This window comes from Acidobacteriota bacterium (genome assembly GCA_018001935.1).
GTDB lineage: Bacteria > Acidobacteriota > JAAYUB01 > JAAYUB01 > JAAYUB01 > JAGNHB01.
Genome location: JAGNHB010000017.1, coordinates 63,226 through 84,831, shown reverse-complemented (window position 1 = coordinate 84,831; position 21,606 = coordinate 63,226). Strand labels below are relative to the sequence as shown.

21 protein-coding genes and 1 pseudogene are annotated in these 21,606 nt (G+C 65.3%); 13 read left to right on the top strand and 9 right to left on the bottom strand.

Annotated elements, in window-relative coordinates:
• Window positions 1-470 precede the first annotated feature (470 nt).
• The 3 genes from KA419_09085 to KA419_09075 all read right to left on the bottom strand — a co-directional run bounded on the left by KA419_09085 (window position 471) and on the right by KA419_09075 (window position 1,939).
• A complete protein-coding gene (locus tag KA419_09085) occupies window positions 471-644 on the bottom strand; it encodes a hypothetical protein (GenBank protein ID MBP7866089.1) in 174 nt (57 codons plus the stop codon).
• A gap of 12 nt (window positions 645-656) precedes the next feature.
• Window positions 657-830 (bottom strand): hypothetical protein, encoded by a 174-nt coding sequence (locus KA419_09080; GenBank protein ID MBP7866088.1) that lies wholly within the window; start codon window positions 828-830, stop codon window positions 657-659.
• 323 nt (window positions 831-1,153) lie between these two features.
• Window positions 1,154-1,939: a type IV toxin-antitoxin system AbiEi family antitoxin gene (locus KA419_09075; protein MBP7866087.1), complete on the bottom strand. Its 786-nt coding sequence runs from the start codon at window positions 1,937-1,939 to the stop codon at window positions 1,154-1,156.
• Window positions 1,940-2,132: 193 nt separating this feature from the next.
• Between KA419_09075 and KA419_09070 the strand changes: the two genes are divergently transcribed.
• Window positions 2,133-2,819, top strand: coding sequence for a type IV secretion system DNA-binding domain-containing protein (locus tag KA419_09070; protein MBP7866086.1), 687 nt, complete (start codon window positions 2,133-2,135; stop codon window positions 2,817-2,819).
• A gap of 112 nt (window positions 2,820-2,931) precedes the next feature.
• Entirely contained in the window at window positions 2,932-4,110 is a 1,179-nt protein-coding gene (locus KA419_09065; protein ID MBP7866085.1) for an ISAzo13 family transposase, read from the top strand.
• Between the two features lie 5 nt (window positions 4,111-4,115).
• Here KA419_09065 and KA419_09060 read toward each other — a convergent pair whose 3' ends face one another.
• Entirely contained in the window at window positions 4,116-4,760 is a 645-nt protein-coding gene (locus KA419_09060) for a DUF4143 domain-containing protein (protein ID MBP7866084.1), read from the bottom strand.
• Window positions 4,761-4,956: 196 nt separating this feature from the next.
• Window positions 4,957-5,274, bottom strand: a pseudogene (locus KA419_09055) (ATP-binding protein).
• A 388-nt stretch (window positions 5,275-5,662) separates the two neighbouring features.
• Between KA419_09055 and KA419_09050 the strand changes: the two are divergent.
• Complete coding sequence (locus tag KA419_09050) at window positions 5,663-7,237, top strand: trypsin-like peptidase domain-containing protein (protein ID MBP7866083.1); 1,575 nt, start codon at window positions 5,663-5,665, stop codon at window positions 7,235-7,237.
• 97 nt (window positions 7,238-7,334) lie between these two features.
• Window positions 7,335-7,733, top strand: a complete 399-nt coding sequence (locus KA419_09045) for a secondary thiamine-phosphate synthase enzyme YjbQ (GenBank protein MBP7866082.1) — start codon at window positions 7,335-7,337, stop codon at window positions 7,731-7,733.
• A 146-nt stretch (window positions 7,734-7,879) separates the two neighbouring features.
• Here KA419_09045 and KA419_09040 read toward each other — a convergent pair whose 3' ends face one another.
• From KA419_09040 to KA419_09025, 4 genes are all read right to left on the bottom strand, one after another.
• Window positions 7,880-8,917 carry a polysaccharide deacetylase family protein gene (locus KA419_09040; GenBank protein MBP7866081.1) on the bottom strand — a complete coding sequence of 346 codons (1,038 nt, stop codon included), beginning with the start codon at window positions 8,915-8,917 and terminating at the stop codon, window positions 7,880-7,882.
• A gap of 194 nt (window positions 8,918-9,111) precedes the next feature.
• Window positions 9,112-9,339, bottom strand: coding sequence for a type II toxin-antitoxin system HicA family toxin (locus KA419_09035; GenBank protein ID MBP7866080.1), 228 nt, complete (start codon window positions 9,337-9,339; stop codon window positions 9,112-9,114).
• Entirely contained in the window at window positions 9,336-9,551 is a 216-nt protein-coding gene (locus KA419_09030) for a type II toxin-antitoxin system HicB family antitoxin (GenBank protein MBP7866079.1), read from the bottom strand. Before KA419_09030 ends, KA419_09035 begins: the two co-directional genes overlap by 4 nt.
• 204 nt (window positions 9,552-9,755) lie before the next feature.
• Window positions 9,756-10,529 carry an RNA pseudouridine synthase gene (locus tag KA419_09025; protein ID MBP7866078.1) on the bottom strand — a complete coding sequence of 258 codons (774 nt, stop codon included), beginning with the start codon at window positions 10,527-10,529 and terminating at the stop codon, window positions 9,756-9,758.
• Window positions 10,530-11,092: 563 nt separating this feature from the next.
• Here KA419_09025 and sucC point away from each other — a divergent pair.
• From sucC to KA419_08980, 9 genes are all read left to right on the top strand, one after another.
• Window positions 11,093-12,256, top strand: coding sequence for an ADP-forming succinate--CoA ligase subunit beta (sucC, locus tag KA419_09020; protein MBP7866077.1), 1,164 nt, complete (start codon window positions 11,093-11,095; stop codon window positions 12,254-12,256).
• A gap of 32 nt (window positions 12,257-12,288) precedes the next feature.
• Entirely contained in the window at window positions 12,289-13,173 is an 885-nt protein-coding gene (sucD, locus tag KA419_09015) for a succinate--CoA ligase subunit alpha (protein MBP7866076.1), read from the top strand.
• Window positions 13,170-13,436 (top strand): 4Fe-4S dicluster domain-containing protein, encoded by a 267-nt coding sequence (locus tag KA419_09010; protein ID MBP7866075.1) that lies wholly within the window; start codon window positions 13,170-13,172, stop codon window positions 13,434-13,436. Before sucD ends, KA419_09010 begins: the two co-directional genes overlap by 4 nt.
• Window positions 13,426-14,559 carry a 2-oxoacid:acceptor oxidoreductase subunit alpha gene (locus tag KA419_09005; GenBank protein MBP7866074.1) on the top strand — a complete coding sequence of 378 codons (1,134 nt, stop codon included), beginning with the start codon at window positions 13,426-13,428 and terminating at the stop codon, window positions 14,557-14,559. Before KA419_09010 ends, KA419_09005 begins: the two co-directional genes overlap by 11 nt.
• A 13-nt stretch (window positions 14,560-14,572) precedes the next feature.
• Window positions 14,573-15,406: a 2-oxoacid:ferredoxin oxidoreductase subunit beta gene (locus KA419_09000; GenBank protein ID MBP7866073.1), complete on the top strand. Its 834-nt coding sequence runs from the start codon at window positions 14,573-14,575 to the stop codon at window positions 15,404-15,406.
• Between the two features lie 33 nt (window positions 15,407-15,439).
• Entirely contained in the window at window positions 15,440-15,991 is a 552-nt protein-coding gene (locus tag KA419_08995) for a 2-oxoacid:acceptor oxidoreductase family protein (protein ID MBP7866072.1), read from the top strand.
• Between the two features lie 116 nt (window positions 15,992-16,107).
• The gene (locus KA419_08990; GenBank protein MBP7866071.1) at window positions 16,108-17,340 is read left to right on the top strand and encodes an efflux RND transporter periplasmic adaptor subunit; all 1,233 of its coding nucleotides are present in this window, start codon (window positions 16,108-16,110) and stop codon (window positions 17,338-17,340) included.
• A 22-nt stretch (window positions 17,341-17,362) separates the two neighbouring features.
• Window positions 17,363-20,488: an efflux RND transporter permease subunit gene (locus KA419_08985; GenBank protein MBP7866070.1), complete on the top strand. Its 3,126-nt coding sequence runs from the start codon at window positions 17,363-17,365 to the stop codon at window positions 20,486-20,488.
• On the top strand, window positions 20,485-21,594 hold the full coding sequence (locus KA419_08980; protein MBP7866069.1) for a bifunctional riboflavin kinase/FMN adenylyltransferase: 1,110 nt from the start codon (window positions 20,485-20,487) through the stop codon (window positions 21,592-21,594). The genes KA419_08985 and KA419_08980 overlap by 4 nt, the downstream gene beginning before the upstream one ends.
• Window positions 21,595-21,606: the final 12 nt, after the last annotated feature.

Sequence of the window (21,606 nt, the reverse complement as noted above, 5' to 3'; positions counted from 1 at the left end):
ACCTGGTGTCCACCTTGGGGCTCCGAGAGAAATAATCGTCTTAGGGTATAGTCACCTCTTGCTATATAACGTTCTCTTGCTATAGATTACACCTGTTTGTACGAATAAGTCGGAAAGTCGGGCTAGAACGGGTTGCCAGCAGTGAATCCCTCAAATCGCTTGCAACTTTTATTATGATAACAAATGATTTAAACTTCCTCCATGATAAGATTGGCTAAATCTCCAGTCAACCCAATGATCACATTTTTCCATGGACTTTCGTGGATTTTCTCACACTTCTCGAGGGACTTTGAGACGGCCGGGTGAAGACCCATCCCTTACGAGCCTCGCAATCCTCGAAAAGACCATCAAGACCGATCAAACTCTTGTTCCCTGCTCAGCACTTTCACAATGCGGCATTTCGTGCTCCTTTTCGCAGGAAATGGCGGTCCTGCAAGAGGAGTGCACGTGAAACACAACGTGAAAGGTCATCAGTTCCGGGGGCTCAGGTCATTCCAGATGGCGACGACCTGGCCGACGATCTCGGCCTCGACCCGAAAGCGGTAGAACTCGGGGTTTTTCAGGGAAAGCGGGTGCGGGAGCAGCACGAGGTCGCCCCCTTCCCGGGAACACCAGGCGCAGCGCCAGCCGGCGGTGACCTCCACGAGGTAGAGGGGTCACTCGTGCTCGTTGGCCCACTTCCCGGCCAGCAGGGACTTCTCCCGGGTGTCCACCTTCACGATCGAGCCCGGCCGCAGGATCGAGTACAACAGGTTGTCGTCCCGGCCGATGTACACGAAGAGGAACTTCTCGAACTGGGCGCGCTCGAGAAACTCAAAGTGGATTCCCATCCTCTTGCCGTGATTTTCGGTGTCGGCGAGATGGTCGGCCGAGGCCTTGCAGCGCAAATCCCCGGTCATCTTCGAGACTTTCTGTGTAGTTCGTGGCCCATCGACCCGGGAGATGATGGGACACCGGGTCGGCCCTCTTACTGCCGCCGTTACGATTGGCGTGCCTATCCATTCCAGCGGAAGGCGGCATGGCGAAGACGCAGAGGCATTCGGAGGGGACCTCCGGTCATGTAGACCGCAAAGGGATTAACGCCGTTACTCACCGTGATGGTCGGAGGTCCAGGGCGCATAGGCGCGCCAGGCAATGATATAGTCCTTTGCGATCACCAGTCTAACTCCAGGTTCGTGTTGATGGCGAGCTTCCAGCGTTCCGCCCGGGGGGCACCGGTGATGGGCCTGGCACGAACCAATGGGGCAACTGCCTTTGCATGCTCCTGGACATGACTGGCCAACTTGGAGGCTCGGTCCAATTGGCCGGTCACTTCTAAGAGGTATCCGAGACGTTGCGACCATGCCACCGGGCAGAGTCGCGCGGCATCCAGAAGTTTCACCGGGTCCGAACACTCGGCGAGTTCCGTCAGAAGAACAAGGACATTGTCGAGACCTCCGCACTGTTTCGCGTAACCGACCACCTCCAGAAGGGTGGCCTCCGGAGAAGACACCCGCATCCGGCCGCGTGGAGTTTTCATCTCCACCACAGGGGTTTTCTCGAGGTCGTGCCGGGCGACGAATTCGACTCGGACCTGACCGCAGGCAATCGGTCGGCGATTCTTCGCGGTCATCACCTGGAAGCGTTGGGGGCGCTGGTGTGCCGCACTGTGGAGTTCCGCGGCGCTCAACAGGGTCACATAGTAGGGTTCCTGAAGATAGTTCATCAACTGAGGGATAAACTGCTCCGGCGGCAGGCACCCCAGTATCCGGTATTCCGGAGGTACGATGACATGGAATCCCCGATGGGGCGAGGCGATTTCCACTCGCCGGATCAGTCTTCCTAGCGCCGCACGAACGGCGACAAGCGATCCGTCAAGCTCCGCCCGGCATTCTTGGGTCGTAAAGTGGTACTGCCCCTTCGCCGCCAAGTCCCTGATGTATGAGCGTACTGATGCCATGGGCTTGTTCGTCTCTTGCATAAAATAGCATATTGTGTTTGTTTTTGCAAGAATTGACTTCCGCTCAAATCCAATACTCAGGAAAAACAACGACACGACATCATCGTTTCCAGGAGTTCCGGTCGCTCCAGATCCCGACGACCGGGCCGAAGATTTCTGCATCAAGAACCACGCCACCATCGTCCGGCCGCTGATGATCTTCGCTTTCGACATCATGATCCGGGAGACCCTCTCCCTGCCAGACACCGACCGGAAAGAAAACCGGCGGATCTGGTTCTGCATCGACGAGATCGGGAGCCTGGACCAGATCTCGGTCCTTTTCGACCTCCTGACGGTGGCGCGCTCCAAAGGTGGGTGCCTGCTGGTGGCCAACCAGGACCTGGGCCGCATCGAGGACATCTACGGGCGGGCCAACCGACGGACCTTCTACAACAACTTCAACACGAACTTCATCCTGCGGCTGAACGACCCCGACACCGCCGACTTCCTGAGCCAGAGCATCGGGGAACGGGAGGTGATCAAGGTGATGGGGTCCCGGCAGATGAGCCCCCGGGAGTCAGGGGACCGGAAGTCCTTCACCGACCAGGACAAGACGGAGAAGCTCATCCTGCCGTCGGAGTTCATCAACCAGCCGGACTTCCTCTGCGTCGTCAAGGTCTCCGGCCATGGGATCTCCGAAGGCGTCATCCCCCGGACCTTCTACGACCCCGTCGCCCCCCACTTCCTGGACCGCTACGCGGGGCAATCTGCGGAGGACGAGGCTCCTCTGGTAGGATCGGGGGGAACGGCACCTTTGATTGGTAAGCCTGAAAGCGAGGAAACAGAAACACCAGTCCCGTCCACCCCGATTGAGGGAGAAAGGGGCAACCTCATGTTTTAATCAGATTCCGCTTGCCGGGCGTCCTCTTTTACAAACGAAACACGAACTTGCCTGATTCGACAACTGATCAGAGAATGGGCGGGACGATCCAAGTTGATCGGCGAAACAGGAAATGGACGAGCGGGGTCGACGGATCTGGGCGGCTACCGAAGCGATGAGTTTGGGCCATGGAGGCATCACCCTTTTGTCGCGGGCAACGGGGATGGCCGTAAGCACGATTCGAGCGGGGCAGGCCGAGATTCGCAAGGGCAGAACAAGCCCGACCCCGAGCGAAAAACGGCGAGTTCGTTCACCGGGAGCTGGACGGAAGCCGATCACGGAGCGAGATGGAGAAATCGCTGAAGCGCTGGACCGGCTGGTGGAGCCGGAAGCCCGGGGAGATCCGATGTCTCCCTTGAGATGGACCAGCAAGAGCACGAGGACTCTGGCGGCTGAACTGACGAGGCAGAAACATCCTGTCAGTCATACCAAAGTGGCACAAATGCTCGAGAGCATGGGGTATCGCCTGCAGGGGACGCGAAAGACGAAGGAGGGATGCGAGCATCCGGACCGGGACCGGCAGTTTGCGCATATCAATGAGCAGGTCAAGCGTTTTCAAGAGCGTGGCCAGCCCGTTATTTCGGTCGACACCAAGAAGAAAGAGTTGGTGGGGGAATTCGCGAACAAGGGGCGGGAATACCAACCCAAGGGGTGTCCAGAAAAGGTTCGGGTGCATGATTTCATGGATTTGGAACTGGGCAAGGCGATTCCCTATGGGGTTTACGACGTGTCGTCAAACACCGGCTGGGTGAGTGTTGGAATCGATCATGATACGGCGCAGTTTGCGGTGAACACGATCCGCCAGTGGTGGGAGCGGATGGGTGTCCTGGTTTACAAAGAGGCGAGGGAGCTGTTGATCACGGCAGATGGGGGAGGAAGCAACGGCAGTCGCTCCCGTCTGTGGAAGGTGGAGCTTCAGAGATTGGCAGACGAGACGGGGTTGGTCATTGCCGTATGCCACCTGCCGCCGGGCACGAGCAAATGGAACAAGATCGAGCATCGGATGTTCTGTCATATCACGGAGAATTGGCGAGGCCGGCCGTTGCAAAGTCACGAGGTTATCGTCAATTTGATCGCCGGGACAAAGACCCGCAAAGGACTTCGAATACAGGCGGAATTGAACAAGGGGACGTATCCGCCGGGAGTGAAGGTTTCAGATGTGGACTTTGAGAAGCTAAACGTCCAGGCGGCTGAGTTTCACGGCAAAGACTGGAATTACACGATTGCACCTCGCCGCGATTTTGTTGATTAATTCATTTACGCGTCCTTACCGATCCTGGCGTCTCCCGGGGGGGTGGTCAGCTCCGCCCAGAGGTCGTCGGCTTCAAGCGGGTTGAAGGCGCGGATTCCCCGGACCTCGAACCTTCGCTCGCCGTTGTAGAGGACCACCCCGGGGTTGACCCCCCGGACGCCGAACGAAGGGAAACGTTCCAGAACCCGGACGAAATCGGGGGTGAAGGTGGCGGCGGACTTGATCTCGACAGGCGTCAGCGCTCCGCTCTCCCGGATGAGCAGGTCGACCTCGGCGCCGTTGGAGTCGCGGAAGAAGTACAGTTCCGGCCGAATCCCCCGGTTCAGGGCGCCCTTCACGATGTCGGCCACCACCAGGTTCTCGTACAGGTTGCCGCACAGGGGGTCCCGGGACGCCTGCTCCGCCGTGCGAATCCCCAGCAGGAAGGCCGCCAGGCCGACGTCCGTGAAGTAGATCTTCGGGGACTTGACCATCCGGCGGCGGATGTTCTCGAAGAAGGGGGGCAACTCGAACACCACGTACGACGCCTTCAGGACCGAGATCCAGTTGCGGAGGGTCGTCGCCGAAACCCCCACGTCGCTGGACAGGGAGGCCAGGTTCACGATATGAAAAACGCAAATCAAAAATCCGAATTGCATAATCCGAGTCATGATGCGGTGAAGACAGGCCACAGCGCCGCCGCCTCCAGCCCAGGAGCCAGTCGGGCAGGAAACGCCGGGCGATCCCGGCGATGTCGCTGTCGGGCCCGGAATCCATCGTCAGGATCAGCTTGGGGTGATTGTCGTCGATCCGGTAGAAGGGGCGGAGTTCCCTCGCCCGGACGGACTCGTCAAAGAGCAGGTACGCCACCTGGACATAGAGCCGCCCCCCCTGCTTTTCGGCCACGAAGTCCACCGCGTAATCGTTGTATCGGCCGACGGTGACGGTATATCCCCTCTGCCGGAGTTCGATGTAAACGATGTTTTCGAGGAAGGCCCCGATGTCCTTCTCCCGGTAGCCGAGCACCGCGTGTCGCAGGCCCAGATCGGACAAGTAGTACTTTTCGCTGGTCTCGAGCAGGCGGTGCCCCCTCAGGTCGTAGCGGGGAACGCGGTTGATGATGAAAGCCATTTCGCGGTGAAGCGCCGCAACGTCCGCCAGGTGGGCGTTCTCCAGGGACTCCATATAGACCCTTGACCGATCCAGTTCAAGACTGACGGCCTCGTAAAAAGTCGGAAATCGAACGGAAAAGTGGATGTAAGACCTTTGTTTGAGCCATCGCCCGGAGGGCGATGGTACATTTTGCGGGACCGTCAAGACTGATGATCCCGCAATAAATCGCCCATCGGATATTTCCCGCGAATGACGCCAATTGACGCGAATTCCGAATATAAAGAAATCAAATGACTTGTGATGTCGAAGGGTGCAGGTCGAGGTAATCCGCCGAGAGGCTCGGGGAAGACAGGGATTGCGGCAGAGTTGAACCCGGCCCCCCGATTATCGTATTATCTCGCGTCGCCGGCCGACACGTTCGTTGGCCGGCGACGCGACAAACATCATCCCGGAGGCGGACATGCTCAGTGTTCACACCCACAGATTCAACCGACGAAAGGCGATCCAGACGGCGCTCTTCTGCCTGACGCTCATGGTGGGGATCACCATCGGCGCCGCGGTGACGATGCGAGTGTCGGCCGATACCCTCAAGCCGTCCACCCTCAAACTCCAGGGCAAGGGCTCCCCCCTGATGCTGGGGCAGGACATCACAGTCCAGAACGGCTTTTCCCAGGTGGCGGAGACGGTGAAGCCCGCCGTGGTCAGCATCCGGACCAAGCAGACGGTCCGCGTCCGCGGCATGGAGTTCAGCCCCTTCGGCAACGACGAGATGTTCCGCCGCTTCTTCGGCGACGATTTCGGTTTCCCGGGCCAGGGGCAGCCGCGTGATTTCGTCCAGCGCTCGGGCGGTTCCGGCGTCATTGTGGACAGCGAGGGCTACATCGTCACCAACAACCACGTGGTGGGCAACGCCGACAACATCGTGGTGAAGGTCCACCAGGACGGCGACAGCAAGGAGTACGACGCCCGGGTGGTGGGGTCGGACCCCGAGACCGACCTCGCCGTGATCAAGATCAAAGGGCCCAAACCCTTCAAGTTCGCCGCCCTCGCCGACCCCGAGACCGTGAAGGTGGGCGACTGGGTCCTGGCCGTGGGCAACCCCTTCGGCCTCGAGGAGACCATCACCGCCGGCATCGTCAGCGCCAAGGGGCGGCGGGTCAACTCCCAGTCCCTCTTCAGCAGCTACATCCAGACCGACGCCGCCATCAACCCCGGCAACAGCGGCGGCCCCCTGGTGAACATGCGGGGCCAGGTGGTGGGGATCAACACCTTCATCGAGTCCCCCAACGGCGGCAACATCGGGATCGGCTTCGCCATCCCCGCCGACGTGGTGATCAGCGTCTACAACCAGCTCACCGAGTACGGGAAGATGACCCGGGGCCAGCTCGGCATCATCATGAACCCCCTGCCCATGAGCGACGGCCTGGCCAAACACTTCAAGCTGAAGGAGGCCAAGGGCGTCATCGTGACGGAGCTGCAGGAGGGCGATTCCCCCGCCAAGACCGCCGGCATCCAGCCGGACGACGTCATCGTGGCCTTCAACGGCAAGCCGGTGGCCGGCCCGGACGAACTCCGGGAGATGGTGGCCACCACCGCCCCGGGCACCGAGGTCCCCGTGACCCTGATGCGCGACGGGAAAGAGGTCCCCGTGAAGGTGAAGCTGGCGGAGCGCCCGAAGCCGCGGCAGGAAGAGGCCGGAAAGCCGACCAACCTCGACGAGGAGGAGAAGGAAACCAAGCCGGAGATCGGCCTCTCCGTGGACGAGGTCCCCCTCCGGATGGCCCAGGCCCTCTCCATCCCCTCCGACGAGGGCGTCATGGTGACCGAGGTCAAGCCCGGCTCTCTCGCCGAGGAGGCCTACCTGAGGCCCCAGGACCTCATCGTGGCCATCAACGGGGCGAAGGTCTCGTCGGTGCGGGACTTCGTGGACCGGGTCCGGGCGCTGCGCCCGGGCGAGGAGATGGTCCTGAAGGTGTTCCGGTTCAGCTCCCGGACCCAGAAGACCATCCTGTACCTGACCATCACCAAGCCGTAAGCGTGCCGCGGCCCGCCGGGCCGCGGGGCGTTCGCCCGATTCACCCGCCGACCGCGGCCTCCGGGGCCGCGGTCGGCGTTTTCCGGAGGCGTGCAGCGTGAGCGTCGTTCACCTGGAAGTGAATAGCCGGCAACGGAACGAGTTCGTGGACATCACGGCGTCGGTCGTGTCGGCCGTGGGGCGGGCCGGCTGGCGCGACGGCGTGGTGACGGTCTTCAACCCCCACACCACCGCCGGCCTCACCCTCAACGAGGGGGCCGACCCCTCCGTCCGGCGGGACATCCTGGAAACCCTTTCCCGTCTTGTTCCGCTCCGGGGGGACTACCGGCACGCGGAGGGCAACTCGGACGCCCACGTCAAGGCAACCCTCACGGGCTCCAGCGTCGCCGTCCCGCTGGAGGGCGGGCGCCTCCTGCTGGGCACCTGGCAGGCCATCTACTTCTGCGAGTACGATGGCCCCCGCCGCCGCCAGGTCCTGGTCTCCTTCACCGGCTGAAGCCTTCCCCCAGAACGCGGGAGACTCCTTTCCCGGCCTCACGCCAGGGCGCCAAGCCGCCAAGCCTCGCCAAGACATTCCGAAACATCCTTCGGGCTCTGCGCGTCTTTGCGTCTTGGCGCCTTGGCGTGAGGCTTTTAACGTCGCTATTCGCCCTCGACGCCGGCGATCTCGCAGACCCAGCGGGGGACTTCCGGTTCGTCGCCGAAGAAGTCCCTCTTGCAGCCCCGGCTCAGCGCCCATCGGTGCAGCCAGGAGATCCCGCCCCGGCCGGTGAAGGTGTCCGCGGACGCGTAGGCCGGGTCGGCAAGGGCGTCCGCCAGGGGGACGAAATCGTACCCCCGCTCCCGGAGCCCGGCCAGGAGGCGGTCGATGCAGTGGGCGTTGAGGGCGTTGGCGTGCACCAGGAGCACCTGGGGGACCTCCCGGTCGAAGAGCTTGCGGGACTGGTCCTCGAAGTAGGCCACCTTGCGGAGCATGTAGCCGAGGTAGTCCTCGCGGATACGCCGGGCGCCCTCGAGGTCGCCCAGGTCGAAGCAGCAGCGGTAGGCGCTGGCGTAGATCCACTCGCCGTTGTCCACGGTGACCGGGGCGACGGTGTAACCCCGCGCCGCCAGGAAATCGTTCACCCGCTGCCGGACCTCCAGCGACCGGCCGGTGTGGAGGCAGGGGTGACGGAAGTAGCGCAGACGACCGCCCCGGGCTTCGATCGCTTCCCTCAACCCTTCCTCTCCGAGCACGACGTCCTTTTCGAAAACCTCCGGCGAGACGGCGTGCAGGCTCGGGTGGGAGAAGGTGTGGTTGCCCAGCTCCATCCCCGCGTCGAGCCACAGGTCCAGGATCGCGGCGAGTTCAGGGACGGTCCGACCGTCGCGCCGGGTCTTGGCCATGTTGACGAAGCCCGTCGCGGGGACGTCGGCCGCTTTCAGCTTTCCCAGCAGGGTCTCGGTCATGGCCCGGAAGTCCGCCGGGGAGCCCCCGGGGACCTGTACCCCCACCAGGTCGTCCACGGTGACGACCATGACGCGCCCTTTCCCTTCGGCGCCCCGCGGGGCCGGCGGAGCACCCTCCGCCAGGGCGGCCGCCGCGAAGAACGTGCAGAACAGCCAGGGGAAAAGCGTGCGTGTCCCCCGTCGGGCAAGGGGTTTCGGGATTCGGCGGGCTGGAGGGGTGGACAAATTCATGGCAGGCTCCCGTGGAAAATCGGACCGATCGGTCGAATCCGACCGATCCGACCGAGTATACGCCGGAACCGCTTCCGGGTTCAGGGAAAACCCCCTGCGCCTCCGCGCGAGATTTCTGTTCAAAAGACTCGCGCGGAGCCGCTGAGCCGCCGGGGGCAGCAAGATAAACCGCCCGGATGCCTGCCGGGAGAATTTCACCGTGGTGGGAAAGGATCTGGTGAGAACGCCTGTTGTTCACCGATTTCGGGGATCGACAAACCCTGGCAGATTTTTCGGGCCAACTTGTTCGCGATTTCGGTGTGGCGGGGAACGGCCTCGATGGCGCCGGTCTCCGGATTGCACCAGAGCGAGTGCTCCTTGCCCTCCCTTTTGAGGTAACACCCGTATTTGCGCAAATGACGAAGAAACTCGCTGCGCTTCACCCGATGGCCACCGTTTCGCACAGGGCGTCCGCCGGGACCCCGCGCAGGGCGTCCTCGCGCCGGTCCTGGAGAATCAGGGCAATGGCTTCGGCCAGATTACCGCGGGCTTCTTCCTTCGTCAATCCCTGGCCGTTGGCGCCGGGCACTTCCGGACAATAGGCGACGAACCACTCGCCATCCCGCTCGATGATCGCCGTAAACTCGTTGTGCATGGTTGTTCCCTCGGGAATCGCTTGAAGTGATTATACCAGAAAATCGGCCCGATCGGGCGGATCCGACCGATCGGTCAGAGTATACGCCGGAACCGTTGCCGAGTTCCGTGGAAAAGGCCCTGCGCCTCGGCGCCTCGGCGCGGGTTTGGGCTCGACCGGCCCGCGCGGGCCCGCCGAGCCGCCGAGCCGCGTGGAAGAAGAGCGTCAGGAGCGCTCGGGGGTGTGAATCGTGTCTTCCAGGGCGATCCCGGCGGCGGTGCAGGCGGCCCGGAAGGTGGCGGGGGGAGGGGCCTCGAGGATCGTCTCGTCGAAGCACCGGGTGGTGGGGAGGTGGAGTCGCCAGGCGTGGAGCAGGGTGTGCCCCGGGTCGAGCGCCGCCCGGAGACGGGAGTCCCGTACCCCCCGGTGGCGGGGCCCGCCGTAGAGGTCGTCACCCACGACGGGGTGGCCCGCGGCGGCCAGGTGGACCCGGATCTGGTGGGTTCGCCCCGTTTCGGGGAACAGGACGGCCAGGGAGACATGGGGCGCCCGGGCGAGGACGCGGTACCGGGTCCGGGCCGGGCGGCCGTCCGGGTCGGGCCGCATGCGCCGCCGGTCCCGGCGGTCGGGGCCCAGCGACAGGTCGAACCGCCCCTCGGCAGGTGACGGGCGTCCCCAGCAGAGGGTCAGGTAGACCCGTTTCAGGCGCCCCTCGGCCAGCAGGCGGGAACAGGTGCGGTGAGCGTCCTCGTCCCGGGCCAGAAGGACCAGGCCCGAGGTCCCCACGTCCAGCCGGTGGACGAGGAAAAGGCCGTCCGGCTCCAGGCCGTGGCCTTGCCGCACGTCGGGGGGGAGGGCGCCCAGCAGGCGCGCAACGGCGGCACCCGGTTCGCGGCGGGGGGTGGCCAGGCTCACGCCGGGGGGCTTGTCGATGGCCACGACCCGGCCGTCGTCCCACAGCAGCGCGGTGCTGCCCTGCCCATCCCGTCCGAAATCCACCGTGCCCTCCCGAAGCCGAAAACCGGCCGCGAAAAGACTTTTTACCACGGAATGCGTCGAGGAGGAAATAAACCACGGATTAACACGGATGGACACGGATCATCCGGATGCTCCAGAAAAAACAGGCGGTCTTTACCTCTCGCAAAGGCGCAAAGACGCAAAGCCTCGCAAAGCCGGAAGCGGAAAATGGGGGTTCCTTTGCGAGGCTTTGCGTCCTGGCGTCTTTGCGAGAGACCGGATACGTCGATTCCGGAACCGGATCAGCACAAACGGGGCCTTTTAGCCCAGGGGCATGCCGGACGACGCTGCTGGGATTCCCTCCTCCGTCCCCGCATCGGGTTTCCCCGCTCTGAAAGCGGTGGGAGCCCACCGATGATCTCAAATCTTGCTCATTTTGCCAAAGATCTTACTTCGTAGGGACTACAGCCCACAGCCTTCTCCCCGGAGTCCGCCGCATGAGGGGAAATCGGCCTGATAAAGGGAGTTCTTTGCCTTGACAACCCTTTTCCCGGGTTGTAATATTCGCTTTCGTCCCGCAAAATCGCCCCGAACGGAGACCGGCGGTGAAAATCCACGAATACCAAGCCAAGGAAATCCTCAACCGGTACGAGGTGCGCACCCCCCGGGGCCGCGTCGCCACGGTGCCGGAAGAGGTGTACGACATCGCCCGCCAGCTGGGCGGCACGGTGGTGGTGAAAGCCCAGATTCACGCCGGGGGCCGCGGCAAGGCCGGCGGCGTGAAGCTGGCCCGCACCCCCGAGGAGGCGGAGGCCATTGCCCGGGACCTGCTGGGCCGGAAGCTCTTCACCCCCCAGACGGGCCCCGAGGGGCGGACCGTCCGGCGGGTGCTGGTGGAGGAAGGGCTGAACATCCGCCGGGAGTACTACCTGGGCGTCGTGGTGGACCGCGCCGCGCAGCGCATCGTCTTCATGGCCTCCGCCGAGGGCGGCGTGGAGATCGAGGAGGTGGCCGCCCGCAACCCCGGGGCCATCCTGCGGGAGCACATCGACCCGGCCGTGGGTTTCCGTCGGTTCCAGGCGCGGAAACTGGCTTACCGGCTGGGTATCGACCCGGCGATCGTCCCCAAGGCGGCGAAGTTCCTGGAGGGCCTCTACGAGGCCTTCTGCCAGTCGGACGCTTCCATGGCGGAGATCAACCCCTTCGTCGAGACGGTGGAAGGGGAGTTCTACGCCCTGGACGCCAAGATCAACCTCGACGACAACGCCCTGTTCCGGCAGCCCGTCGCGGCCGCCATGCGGGACTACACCGAGGAGGAGCCGCTGGAGATCGAGGCGTCCCGGCACGGGCTGAACTACATCAAGCTGGACGGCAACATCGGGTGCATGGTGAACGGGGCCGGGCTGGCCATGGCCACCCTGGACATCATCACCCTCTGCGGCGGAAAACCCGCCAATTTCCTGGACGTCAGCGGCGGCGCCACCGAGGCTTCCGTCTCGGCGGCCTTCCGGATCCTCCTGGCGGACCCCGCCGTCAAGGCCGTTCTGGTCAACATTTTCGGCGGCATCGTGCGCTGTGACATCATCGCCCGGGGCATTCTCGGTGCGGTGAAGAACACGGGCCTGAGCGTGCCCCTGGTCATCCGGCTCGAGGGGACCAACGTGGAGGAGGCGAAGGCCCTGCTCCGCGAGTCCGGACTGGACCTGATCCTGTCCGGGGATATGAAGGACGCCGCCCGGAAAGTCACCGACTGCGTGCAGAGCGCCTGACCCGCCCTGCAACATCACGAGAGAGGTGTAACGTGGCGATTCTGGTGGACAACGAAACCCGCGTGGTCGTCCAGGGGTTGACGGGCCGCGAGGGGACCTTCCACGCCCTTCAGTGCCGGAACTACGGCACGAAGGTCGTCGCCGGCGTCACGCCCGGGAAGGGAGGGGTGCTTCACGAAGGGATCCCGGTGTTCAACACGGTCTGGGAAGCGGTCCGTCAGGCCGGCGCGAACACCTCGCTGATCTTCGTCCCGCCTTCGCAGGCCGCGGACGGCATCCTCGAGGCGGCCGACGCCGGGATCGCGCTGGTGGTCTGCATCACCGAGGGGATCCCGACCCGGGACATGCTCCAGGTCGTCACCTTCCTGAAAGACCGCCCGACCCGCCTCGTCGGCCCCAACTGCCCCGGCGTCATCTCCCCCGGCCAGTGCAAGGTGGGGATCATGCCGGCGGCCATCCACAGCGAGGGCTGCGTGGGGATCATCAGCCGCAGCGGCACCCTGGCCTACGAGGCCGTCAGCCAGGTGACCCGCCGGGGATTCGGCCAGTCCACGAGCCTGGGCATCGGTGGCGACCCCATCATCGGCACGAGTTTCACCGACGCGCTGAAACTCTTCAACGACGATCCCCGGACCGAAGCGGTGGTGATGATCGGCGAGATCGGCGGCACCGCGGAAGAGGAAGCGGCGGCCTGGGTCCAGGCGCACGGGAAGAAGCCCGTGGTCGCCTTCATCGCGGGGCGGACCGCCCCGCCCGGGCGCCGCATGGGTCATGCCGGCGCCATCATCGCCGGCGGCAAGGGCACGGCGGCGGACAAGATGAACGCACTCCGGAAGGCCGGGGTCACCGTGGCGGACAGCCCCGCTGAGATCGGGGCCGCCGTCGAATCCATCCTGAAACCGAGGACACAGTCATGACGGAAACCAAGGAAAAGAAAGTGCACGAGATCGTCATCATCCCGGAGAACTGCAAAGGGTGCGGGATCTGCGTGGAATTCTGCCCCACCCACGCCCTGGGCCTGAAGAAGGGGAAGGTCGTCGTGGTGGCGCTCGAGAGCTGCGTCGGCTGCCAGCTCTGCGACATCCGCTGCCCGGATTTCGCCATCATGGTGGACAACCCCCACGCTCACCGGATGATCAAGAACAAACCCCCCAAAGAGGTCCCGACCAATGAAGATTAAGGAATCCCGTTTCGTCTCGGGCAACGAGGCCTGTGCGCTGGGCGCCATGTACGCCGGGTGCAATTTCTTCGCCGGTTACCCCATCTCCCCCTCCTCCGAGATCGCGGAGTACGTCTCCGCCCTGCTCCCGAAGAAGGGCGGCCGTTTCATCCAGATGGAGGACGAGATCGCCGCCATGGGAGCCATCATCGGCGGCTCCCTGGCCGGCGCCAAGGTCTTCACCGCCACCAGCGGCCCGGGGTTCTCCCTCAAGCAGGAGAACCTGGGCTTCGCCTGCATGGCCGAAGTCCCCTGCGTCGTGGTGAATGTCATGCGCGGCGGGCCCTCCACCGGGGCGCCCACGTCGCCGGCGCAGGCGGACATCCTCCAGGCCCGGTGGGGGACCCACGGCGATCACCCCATCATCGTCACCTGCCCCACCACGATCCAGGAGATTTTCCAGGAAACCATCCGGGCTTTCAACCTGGCGGAACGGTTTCGCAACCCGGTGATCTTCCTCCTGGACGAGATCAACGGCCACATGCGCGAGAAGATCGACATCCCGGAGCCCGGGGAGATCGAGTTGTGGGAACGCCCGCGGCCGACGAACCCGGTGGGGTGGACGACGCCCTACGAGCGCAACGCCGAGGGGGTGGCCCTGCTGCCCGACTACGGGACCGGCAGCCGCTTCCACGTCACCGGCCTCGACCACGGCCTCACGGGCTTCCCCACGGGCAGCCCCGAGATCCGGCAGGCGCTTCACCACGCCCTCATGGCCAAGATCGACCGGAACCGGGACGCCATCTGGAAGAGCGACCGGTTCATGGACGAAGACGCGGAGGTCCTCATCATCGCGTTCGGGTCCACTGCGCGCTCCGCCCGCCGCGCCGTGGAGCTCCTCCGCGCCGACGGCGTCAAGGCCGGCCTCTACCGGCCGATCACCCTTTACCCCCTGCCCGAGGACGAGATCTACGAAGTCGCCCGGACCCGGCGCAAGCTGGTGGTCCCCGAGATGAACCTGGGACAGTTCGTCCTGGAAGTGCGGCGCATCGTGGGCCGCGAGATGCCCATCGCCCAGGTCAACCGGACCGACGGCGAGCCCATCACCCCCGACCAGATCATGGCCGCGGTGCTCAACAACTGAAGCGGAGGAAAATATGCCCCCGAGAAGCTTCGACTACGCCCATTACGTCCGTTCCCAGTACATCCCGCACATCTGGTGCCCGGGGTGCGGGCACGGCATCGTTCTCAAGTCCATCCTCCGCACCCTGGACCGGATGGGCATCGACAAGGACAACACCATGTTCGTGTCGGGGATCGGCTGCTCCTCCCGCGCGGTGGGTTACGTGGACTTCAACACCCTCCACACCACCCACGGCCGTGCCCTGGCCTTCGCCACCGGCATCAAGCTCGCCCGCCCCGACATGAAGGTGATCGCGGTCAGCGGCGACGGCGACGCCCTCGCCATCGGCGGCAACCACTTCATCCACGCCTGCCGCCGCAACATCGACATCACCCTGGTGGTGTTCAACAACTACATCTACGGCATGACGGGCGGGCAGTACTCCCCAACCACGCCGGTGAAGTCGTTCGCGTCCACCGCCCCGTACGGGGCCGTGGAGCCCCCCTTCGACGTCTGCTCGCTGGCCGCCGGCGCCGGGGCCACCTACGTCGCCCGGGAGACCGCCTTCAACGCCACGTCCCTGGACCGGTTCATCGAGAAGGCCATCCTCAACAAGGGGTTCTCGGTGGTGGAAGCCCTCAGCCAGTGCCCCACCTATTACGGGCGCAAGAACAAGCAGCGGACCGCGGTGGACGGCCTGAAGTGGCAGAAGGACGTCGTGGTCTCGGTGAAACGGGCCAGGGAGATGTCACCCGAGCAGCTCCAGGGCAAGATCCTGGTCGGCGAACTCTTCAACGCCCCCCGCCCCGAGTACGTCGAGCAGTACCAGAAAGTGATCGAGATGGCCCAGTCCTCGAACGAGGAATGATCTGCAAGTTAACCACTGGAAACGGAGGAATTTATGTACGAGCGATATGAAATCCGCCTCGCCGGGTCCGGGGGACAGGGGCTGGTCCTGGCCGGCGTGATCCTGGGGGAGGCGGCGTCCGTCTATGAGAACCTGTACGCCGTCCAGTCCCAGTCCTACGGCCCGGAGGCCCGTGGCGGCGCCAGCAAGTCCGAGGTGATCATCGGGACCCAGGCCGTCAGCTACCCCAAGGCCACCTGCCCGGACCTCCTCCTGGCGCTGACCCAGGAGTCCTACGACAAGTACGCCAAGGCCACCCGGAAGGGCGGTTACATCGTCTACGACTCCGAGGCGGTCGAACCGAAACCGGAAACCGAGTGGAAGCAGATCGGCATCCCCATCACCGACCTCGCGCGGAAGGAGATCGGCCGGGAGATGGTGGTCAACATCATTGCGCTGGGGATCATCCAGGAACTCACGAAGGTGGTCACCCTGGACGCCCTGAAAAAAGCCGTCGCCAACCGCGTGCCCAAGGGGACGGAGGCGATCAACCACAAGGCGCTCCAGGTGGGGATCGACGCCATGAGCCGGCACACGTCCCGGTGAGCCCCGGTGGTCGAAACCCCCAAACCGATCAGACCGTAAACGTTCCCGCGCGACCTGCGCGGGAACTTCCTTTTCCCGCCCGGGGAGGGCGAACCCGTCCCAAGGGGAGGACCGAGATGAAAGCGTACGCCGTCCCGTGCCGGTTGAAGAGCACCCTGGCGACCCCCCTGGGCGCCCTGGTGATCCTGCTGGCCCTGTCTTCCTGCGGGGGAGGCGGGGAGGCCCGGAAGGGCCCCAACCCCGCCGCCGAGGTGGTCCCGGTGCTCGCGGCCGTTGCGGGGCAGAAGGACGTCCCCGTCCAGATCCGGGTCATCGGCAACGCCGAGGCCATCAAGGCCGTCACCGTCAAGACCATGGTCAACGGGGAATTGACCGGGGTGGCGGTGAAGGACGGGGACGAGGTTCGCGCGGGGCAGTTGCTGTTCACCATCGATTCCCGGCCCTACGAGGCGTCGCTGAAGCAGGCCCAGGCCGTCCTGGAGAAGGACCTGGCCCAGGTCCGCCAGGTGGAGGCCACCATGGGCAAGAACCTCGCCCAGATCGCCAATGCCGAGCGGGACCTGAAGCGCTACGAAGACCTTCTCGCCAAGGGGGCCGCCTCCCGCCAGCAGGTGGACCAGGCCCGGACGCTCCGCGACACGCTCAAGGCCTCGGTGGACGCCGACGCGGCGTCCCTGGACCTCGCGCGCGAGGTGGTGAAGACCGACCGGGCCACCATCGAGTCCATCAAGGTGCAGCTCAGCTACTGCACGATCTGCGCCCCGATGGCCGGCCGGGCCGGCAACATCCTCGTTCAGCGCGGCAACGTGGTGAAGTCCAACGACACGTCGCTGATCACCCTCAACCAGATCGCCCCCATCTACGTTTCCTGCACGGTCCCGGAGCAGCGCATCCAGGAACTCATGGCCGCCTGGAAGGCGAAGTCTCTCCGGATGACGGTGGTGGTCCCCGGCGACGAGAAGAACCCCATCGACGGGGAGGTCAGCTTCCTCGACAACGCCGTGGACCGCAGCACGGGGACCATCAAGCTGAAGGGGACCTTCGTCAACGCCGACCGGAGGCTCTGGCCCGGCCAGTACGTGAACGTGGCCCTGACGCTTTCCGAGCGGGCCTCCGCCCTCACCGTGCCCACCGCGGCGGTCCAGGCGGGGCAGCAGGGGACCTACGTCTACCGGGTCAAGCCGGACCAGACGGTGGAGTCCGTGAACGTGACCACCGGCCCCGAGTACGGCGAGGATACCATCGTGGAGTCCGGGCTCCGGCCGGGTGACCGGGTGGTCACCGACGGCCACCTGCGGCTGGCGCCCGGGCGCAAGGTGGAGCTCCGGCAGGGCCTGAACGGGAAGTGAGGCCCCGCCCGGGGACGACACCATGAACATAGCCGAAACCTTCATCCGGCGGCCGGTCGCCACCACCCTTCTGATGCTCTCGCTGCTGATCTTCGGGGCGATGGGGTACCGCCTCCTCCCGGTGAACGACCTCCCCAACGTAGACTTCCCCACCATCAGCGTGAGCGCCTCCCTCCCGGGCGCCAGCCCGGAGACCATGGCCGCGGCCGTGGCCACGCCCCTGGAGAAGCAGTTCTCCACCATCGCCGGGGTGGACTCCATGACCTCGTCGAGCGCCCTGGGGGGGACCAACATCACGCTGCAGTTCAGCCTCGACCGCGACATCGACGCCGCCGCCCAGGACGTCCAGACCGCCATCGCCCAGACCCTCGGCCAGCTCCCGCGCGACATGCCCAACCCGCCCACCTACCGGAAGGTGAACCCCGCGGACCAGCCCATCGTGTTCATGGCCCTGAGTTCAGCCAACCTGCCGCTCTCCACCGTGGACGAGTACGCCCAGACCTTCATCGCCCAGCGCATCTCCATGATCAACGGCGTGGCCCAGGTCCAGGTCTACGGGTCCCAGAAGTACGCGGTCCGGGTCTGGGTGGACCCGGACGCCATGAGCATCAAGGGGATCGGGATCGACGAGGTGGTGACGGCGGTCCAGCGGGCGAACCAGAACCTCCCGGCGGGGACGCTGGACGGGGACCGGAAGTCCTTCACCCTCATGCCGGACGGCCAGCTTTACAAGGCGGAATCCTACCGGCCCGTCATCGTGGCCTACCGGAACGGCGCCCCGGTCCGCCTCCAGGAGATCGGCACCGCCGTGGACAGCGTGGAGAACGACAAGGTGGCGGCCTGGTTCCGGGACAAGCGGGCCATCGTCCTGGCGGTCCAGCGCCAGCCCGGCACCAACACCGTCGAGGTGGCGGAGAACATCCGCAAGCTCCTGCCCGTCATGCGGAAGCAGATCCCGCCCGCCATCAACCTCGAGATCCTCTTCGACCGTTCCGAAACCATCCGGGAGTCGGTGGACGACGTCAAGTTCACCCTGGTCCTGACCATGGTGCTGGTGGTCCTGGTGATCTTCGTCTTCCTCCGGAGCTTCACGGCCACCGTGATCCCGAGCCTGGCGCTCCCCATGTCGGTGGTGGGCACCTTCGCGGTGATCTACGCCATGGGGTTCAGCGTCAACAACCTCACCCTGATGGCCCTCACGCTGGCGGTGGGGTTCGTGGTGGACGACGCCATCGTCATGCTGGAGAACATCGTCCGGCACGTGGAGATGGGAAAGCCGCCCATGAAGGCCGCGCTGGACGGGGCGAAGGAGATCGGCTTCACCATCGTCTCCATGACCATCTCGCTGGCAGCCGTGTTCATCCCGCTGGTCTTCATGGGCGGCATCGTCGGACGCCTCTTCCGGGAGTTCGCCCTGACCATCTGCGTGGCCATCCTGGTGTCGGGGGTCGTCTCCCTGACCCTGACCCCCATGCTCTGCAGCCGCTTCCTGCACGCGCACCGGGAACGGCGCAACGTGCTTTACCGCTGGTCGGAAAAGGGTTTCGACCTTCTTCTGAAGCTGTACGAGGTCACCCTCCGCTTCGCCGTGCGGCACCGCTTCGCCACGATGGTCGTCTCGGCGGCCATGCTGGCGGGCATGGTGCACTTCTTCGGCGTCATCCCCAAGGGCTTTCTCCCCAACGAGGACAACAACCAGGTCATGATCTCCACGGAGGCCGTCGAGGGGATTTCCTTCGACGACATGAAGCGCCACCAGCTCGAGCTCGCCGCGGTCCTGCTGAAGGACCCCAACGTGGACGCCTTCATGTGTTCGGTGGGTTCGGGCGGTCCCAATGCGTCCGGCAACACCGGCCGTTTCTTCATTCGTCTCAAGCCCCGGAAGGAGCGCAGGCTGACGGCGGAGCAGTTCGTGGAGGCGGTCCGCCCCGCCCTCAACCGGACGCCGGGGATACGGGCCTTCCTCACCATCCCCCCGCCCATCACCATCGGGGGTCGGTGGGCCCGGAGCCAGTACCAGTTCACCCTCCAGAGCCCCGACACCGACGACCTCTACCAGGTGTCGGCCGCCCTCGAGAAACGGATGAAGGAACTCCCCGAAATTCAGGACGTCACCAGCGACCTCCAGCTCCGCAACCCGCAGGTGGACATCGACCTGGACCGCGACCTGGCCTCGAGCCTCGGCATCACCGTCCAGCAGATCGAGGAGACCCTCTACAGCGCCTACGGCTCCCGCCAGGTCTCCACCATCTACGCCCCCAACAACCAGTACCGGGTGATCGTGGAACTCCTCCCGGAAGACCAGCTCGACCCGGCTGCGCTCGCGAAGCTCTACGTGCGCTCCTCCTCCGGCAAGCTCGTCCCGCTCAACGCCGTCGCCCGGCTGAACCAGGTCCAGGGGCCCCTGTCGGTGAACCACCAGGGCCAGCTCCCGGCGGTGACCCTCTCCTTCAACCTCAAGCCCGGGATCTCCCTCGGGACCGCGGTGGACTCCGTCACGGAGGCGGCCCGGAAAATCACCCCCGACACCGTGAGTTCCTCCTTCCAGGGGACGGCCCAGGCCTTCGAGGCGTCCATGCAGGGGATGGGGATGCTGCTGATCCTGTCGATCTTCGTCATCTACGTCATCCTGGGGATCCTCTACGAGAGCTTCATCCACCCCGTGACCATCCTGTCCGGGCTCCCCTCCGCCGGGCTCGGCGCCCTCCTCATCCTGCTCCTCTTCCGGGTCGAGCTGAACCTGTACGGCCTGGTGGGGATGGTGATGCTCATCGGCATCGTGAAGAAGAACGCCATCATGATGATCGACTTCGCCCTCGAGGCGCAGCGGAAGCAGGGGAAGCCGCCCGCGGAGGCCATCGTGGACGGTTGCCTGATCCGGTTCCGGCCCATCATGATGACCACCATGGCGGCCCTGATGGGGACCCTGCCCATCGCTCTCGGGATGGGCGCCGGCGCGGAGTCCCGACGGCCCCTGGGCCTGGTGGTGGTCGGCGGGTTGCTCATCTCCCAGGTGGTCACCCTCTACCTGACGCCTGTCTTCTACATCTACATGGAACTCATCAAGGCCCGCCTGCAGCGGCGCCGGGCATCGGACGCGAGCCCGCCGGACGTCGCCCCGGACCTGGCCCCGGGAGGGGCGGAATGAGGGTGGTCCGGGGGGCGGACGCCGCGAGGGGAGCCTTCCGGTCCCCCGCGGTGACCATCGGCATCTTCGACGGGGTCCACCTCGGTCACCGGGCCCTCCTCGAGGCGGTTCGCGGGGCGGCGTCCCGGCATGGCGGCGCGTCCGTGGTCCTGACCTTCGATCGTCACCCCCTCCGCCTCTTCGCCCCGAAGAAAGCCCCGCCCGCCCTGCAGGCCCCCGACGAGAACCTCGCCCTCATCGCCGCCTCGGGGGTCGACGGCGCCGTGGTCCTCCCCTTCGACGAGGCCCTCGCCGGGACGAGCGCCGGGACCTTCCTCTCGGACGTCCTCGGGGAGGCCCTGGGCGTCCGGGCCGTGGTGCTGGGGGAGAAGTTCCGTTTCGGAAAGGGCGGGGCGGGCGACCTGGCGCTGGTTCGGGAGACGGGGGTGCGGCTGGGCTGGGAGACCGTGGTCCTCCCCAAGGTGAGCGTCGGGGGGCACGTGGTGTCCAGCACCCGCATCCGGACGCTGATCGCCGGCGGCAAGCTCGAGGAGGCCGCCCGGATGCTGGGGCGCCCCTACGCCGTCACGGGCGTCGTGGAACCGGGCCTTCACCTCGGGCGTTCCCTCGGGTTCCCGACGGCCAACCTGAGGCCCCGCATCCCCCTCCTGCCGCCGCCGGGCGTCTACGCCGGGCGCGTGGCCGTCGGGGTCTCTCCCGGCGTGGGCCCGGAGGGAGCCGTCCTCTCCCCGGCCGCCCCGGCCGGTCTGGCCGCTTCGCCCTTCCACGTCAGCCGGGCCGGGGCGACGACGGGCTTTCCCGCCGGGCCCGTTCCCGGCACTCCGCTCGCGCCGAACCCGGCGTTTCCGGGGGAAGGGGCGCCGTGGCTCCCGGCGGTGGTCAGCATCGGGCACCGCCCCACCATCCCGGGCGTTCCCCACCACAAGAAGGTGTTCGAGGCCCACCTGCCCGGTTTCGACGGGGACCTCTACGGGAAGGCCCTCGTCGTCCGCCTCTACCGCAAGTTGCGCGACGAGGTCCGCTTCCCGTCTCTCGACGCCCTCCGCACCCGGATCGCCGCCGACGTCGCGGAAGCCCTCCGCTGCCTGGACGATACCCGCCTCTGACCCGGGACCTGG

Coding starts and splice junctions, on each gene's coding strand:
- KA419_09005 (MBP7866074.1), top strand. CDS start 13,426: ATGAAGATTAAGGAATCCCGTTTCGTCTCGGGCAACGAGGCCTGTGCG.
- KA419_08995 (MBP7866072.1), top strand. CDS start 15,440: ATGTACGAGCGATATGAAATCCGCCTCGCCGGGTCCGGGGGACAGGGG.
- KA419_08985 (MBP7866070.1), top strand. CDS start 17,363: ATGAACATAGCCGAAACCTTCATCCGGCGGCCGGTCGCCACCACCCTT.
- KA419_09050 (MBP7866083.1), top strand. CDS start 5,663: ATGCTCAGTGTTCACACCCACAGATTCAACCGACGAAAGGCGATCCAG.
- KA419_09060 (MBP7866084.1), bottom strand. CDS start 4,760: ATGACTCGGATTATGCAATTCGGATTTTTGATTTGCGTTTTTCATATC.
- KA419_09040 (MBP7866081.1), bottom strand. CDS start 8,917: ATGAATTTGTCCACCCCTCCAGCCCGCCGAATCCCGAAACCCCTTGCC.
- KA419_08990 (MBP7866071.1), top strand. CDS start 16,108: ATGAAAGCGTACGCCGTCCCGTGCCGGTTGAAGAGCACCCTGGCGACC.
- KA419_09010 (MBP7866075.1), top strand. CDS start 13,170: ATGACGGAAACCAAGGAAAAGAAAGTGCACGAGATCGTCATCATCCCG.
- KA419_09030 (MBP7866079.1), bottom strand. CDS start 9,551: ATGCACAACGAGTTTACGGCGATCATCGAGCGGGATGGCGAGTGGTTC.
- KA419_09065 (MBP7866085.1), top strand. CDS start 2,932: ATGGACGAGCGGGGTCGACGGATCTGGGCGGCTACCGAAGCGATGAGT.
- KA419_09000 (MBP7866073.1), top strand. CDS start 14,573: ATGCCCCCGAGAAGCTTCGACTACGCCCATTACGTCCGTTCCCAGTAC.
- KA419_09075 (MBP7866087.1), bottom strand. CDS start 1,939: ATGGCATCAGTACGCTCATACATCAGGGACTTGGCGGCGAAGGGGCAG.
- KA419_09070 (MBP7866086.1), top strand. CDS start 2,133: ATGATCTTCGCTTTCGACATCATGATCCGGGAGACCCTCTCCCTGCCA.
- KA419_09080 (MBP7866088.1), bottom strand. CDS start 830: ATGGGAATCCACTTTGAGTTTCTCGAGCGCGCCCAGTTCGAGAAGTTC.
- KA419_08980 (MBP7866069.1), top strand. CDS start 20,485: ATGAGGGTGGTCCGGGGGGCGGACGCCGCGAGGGGAGCCTTCCGGTCC.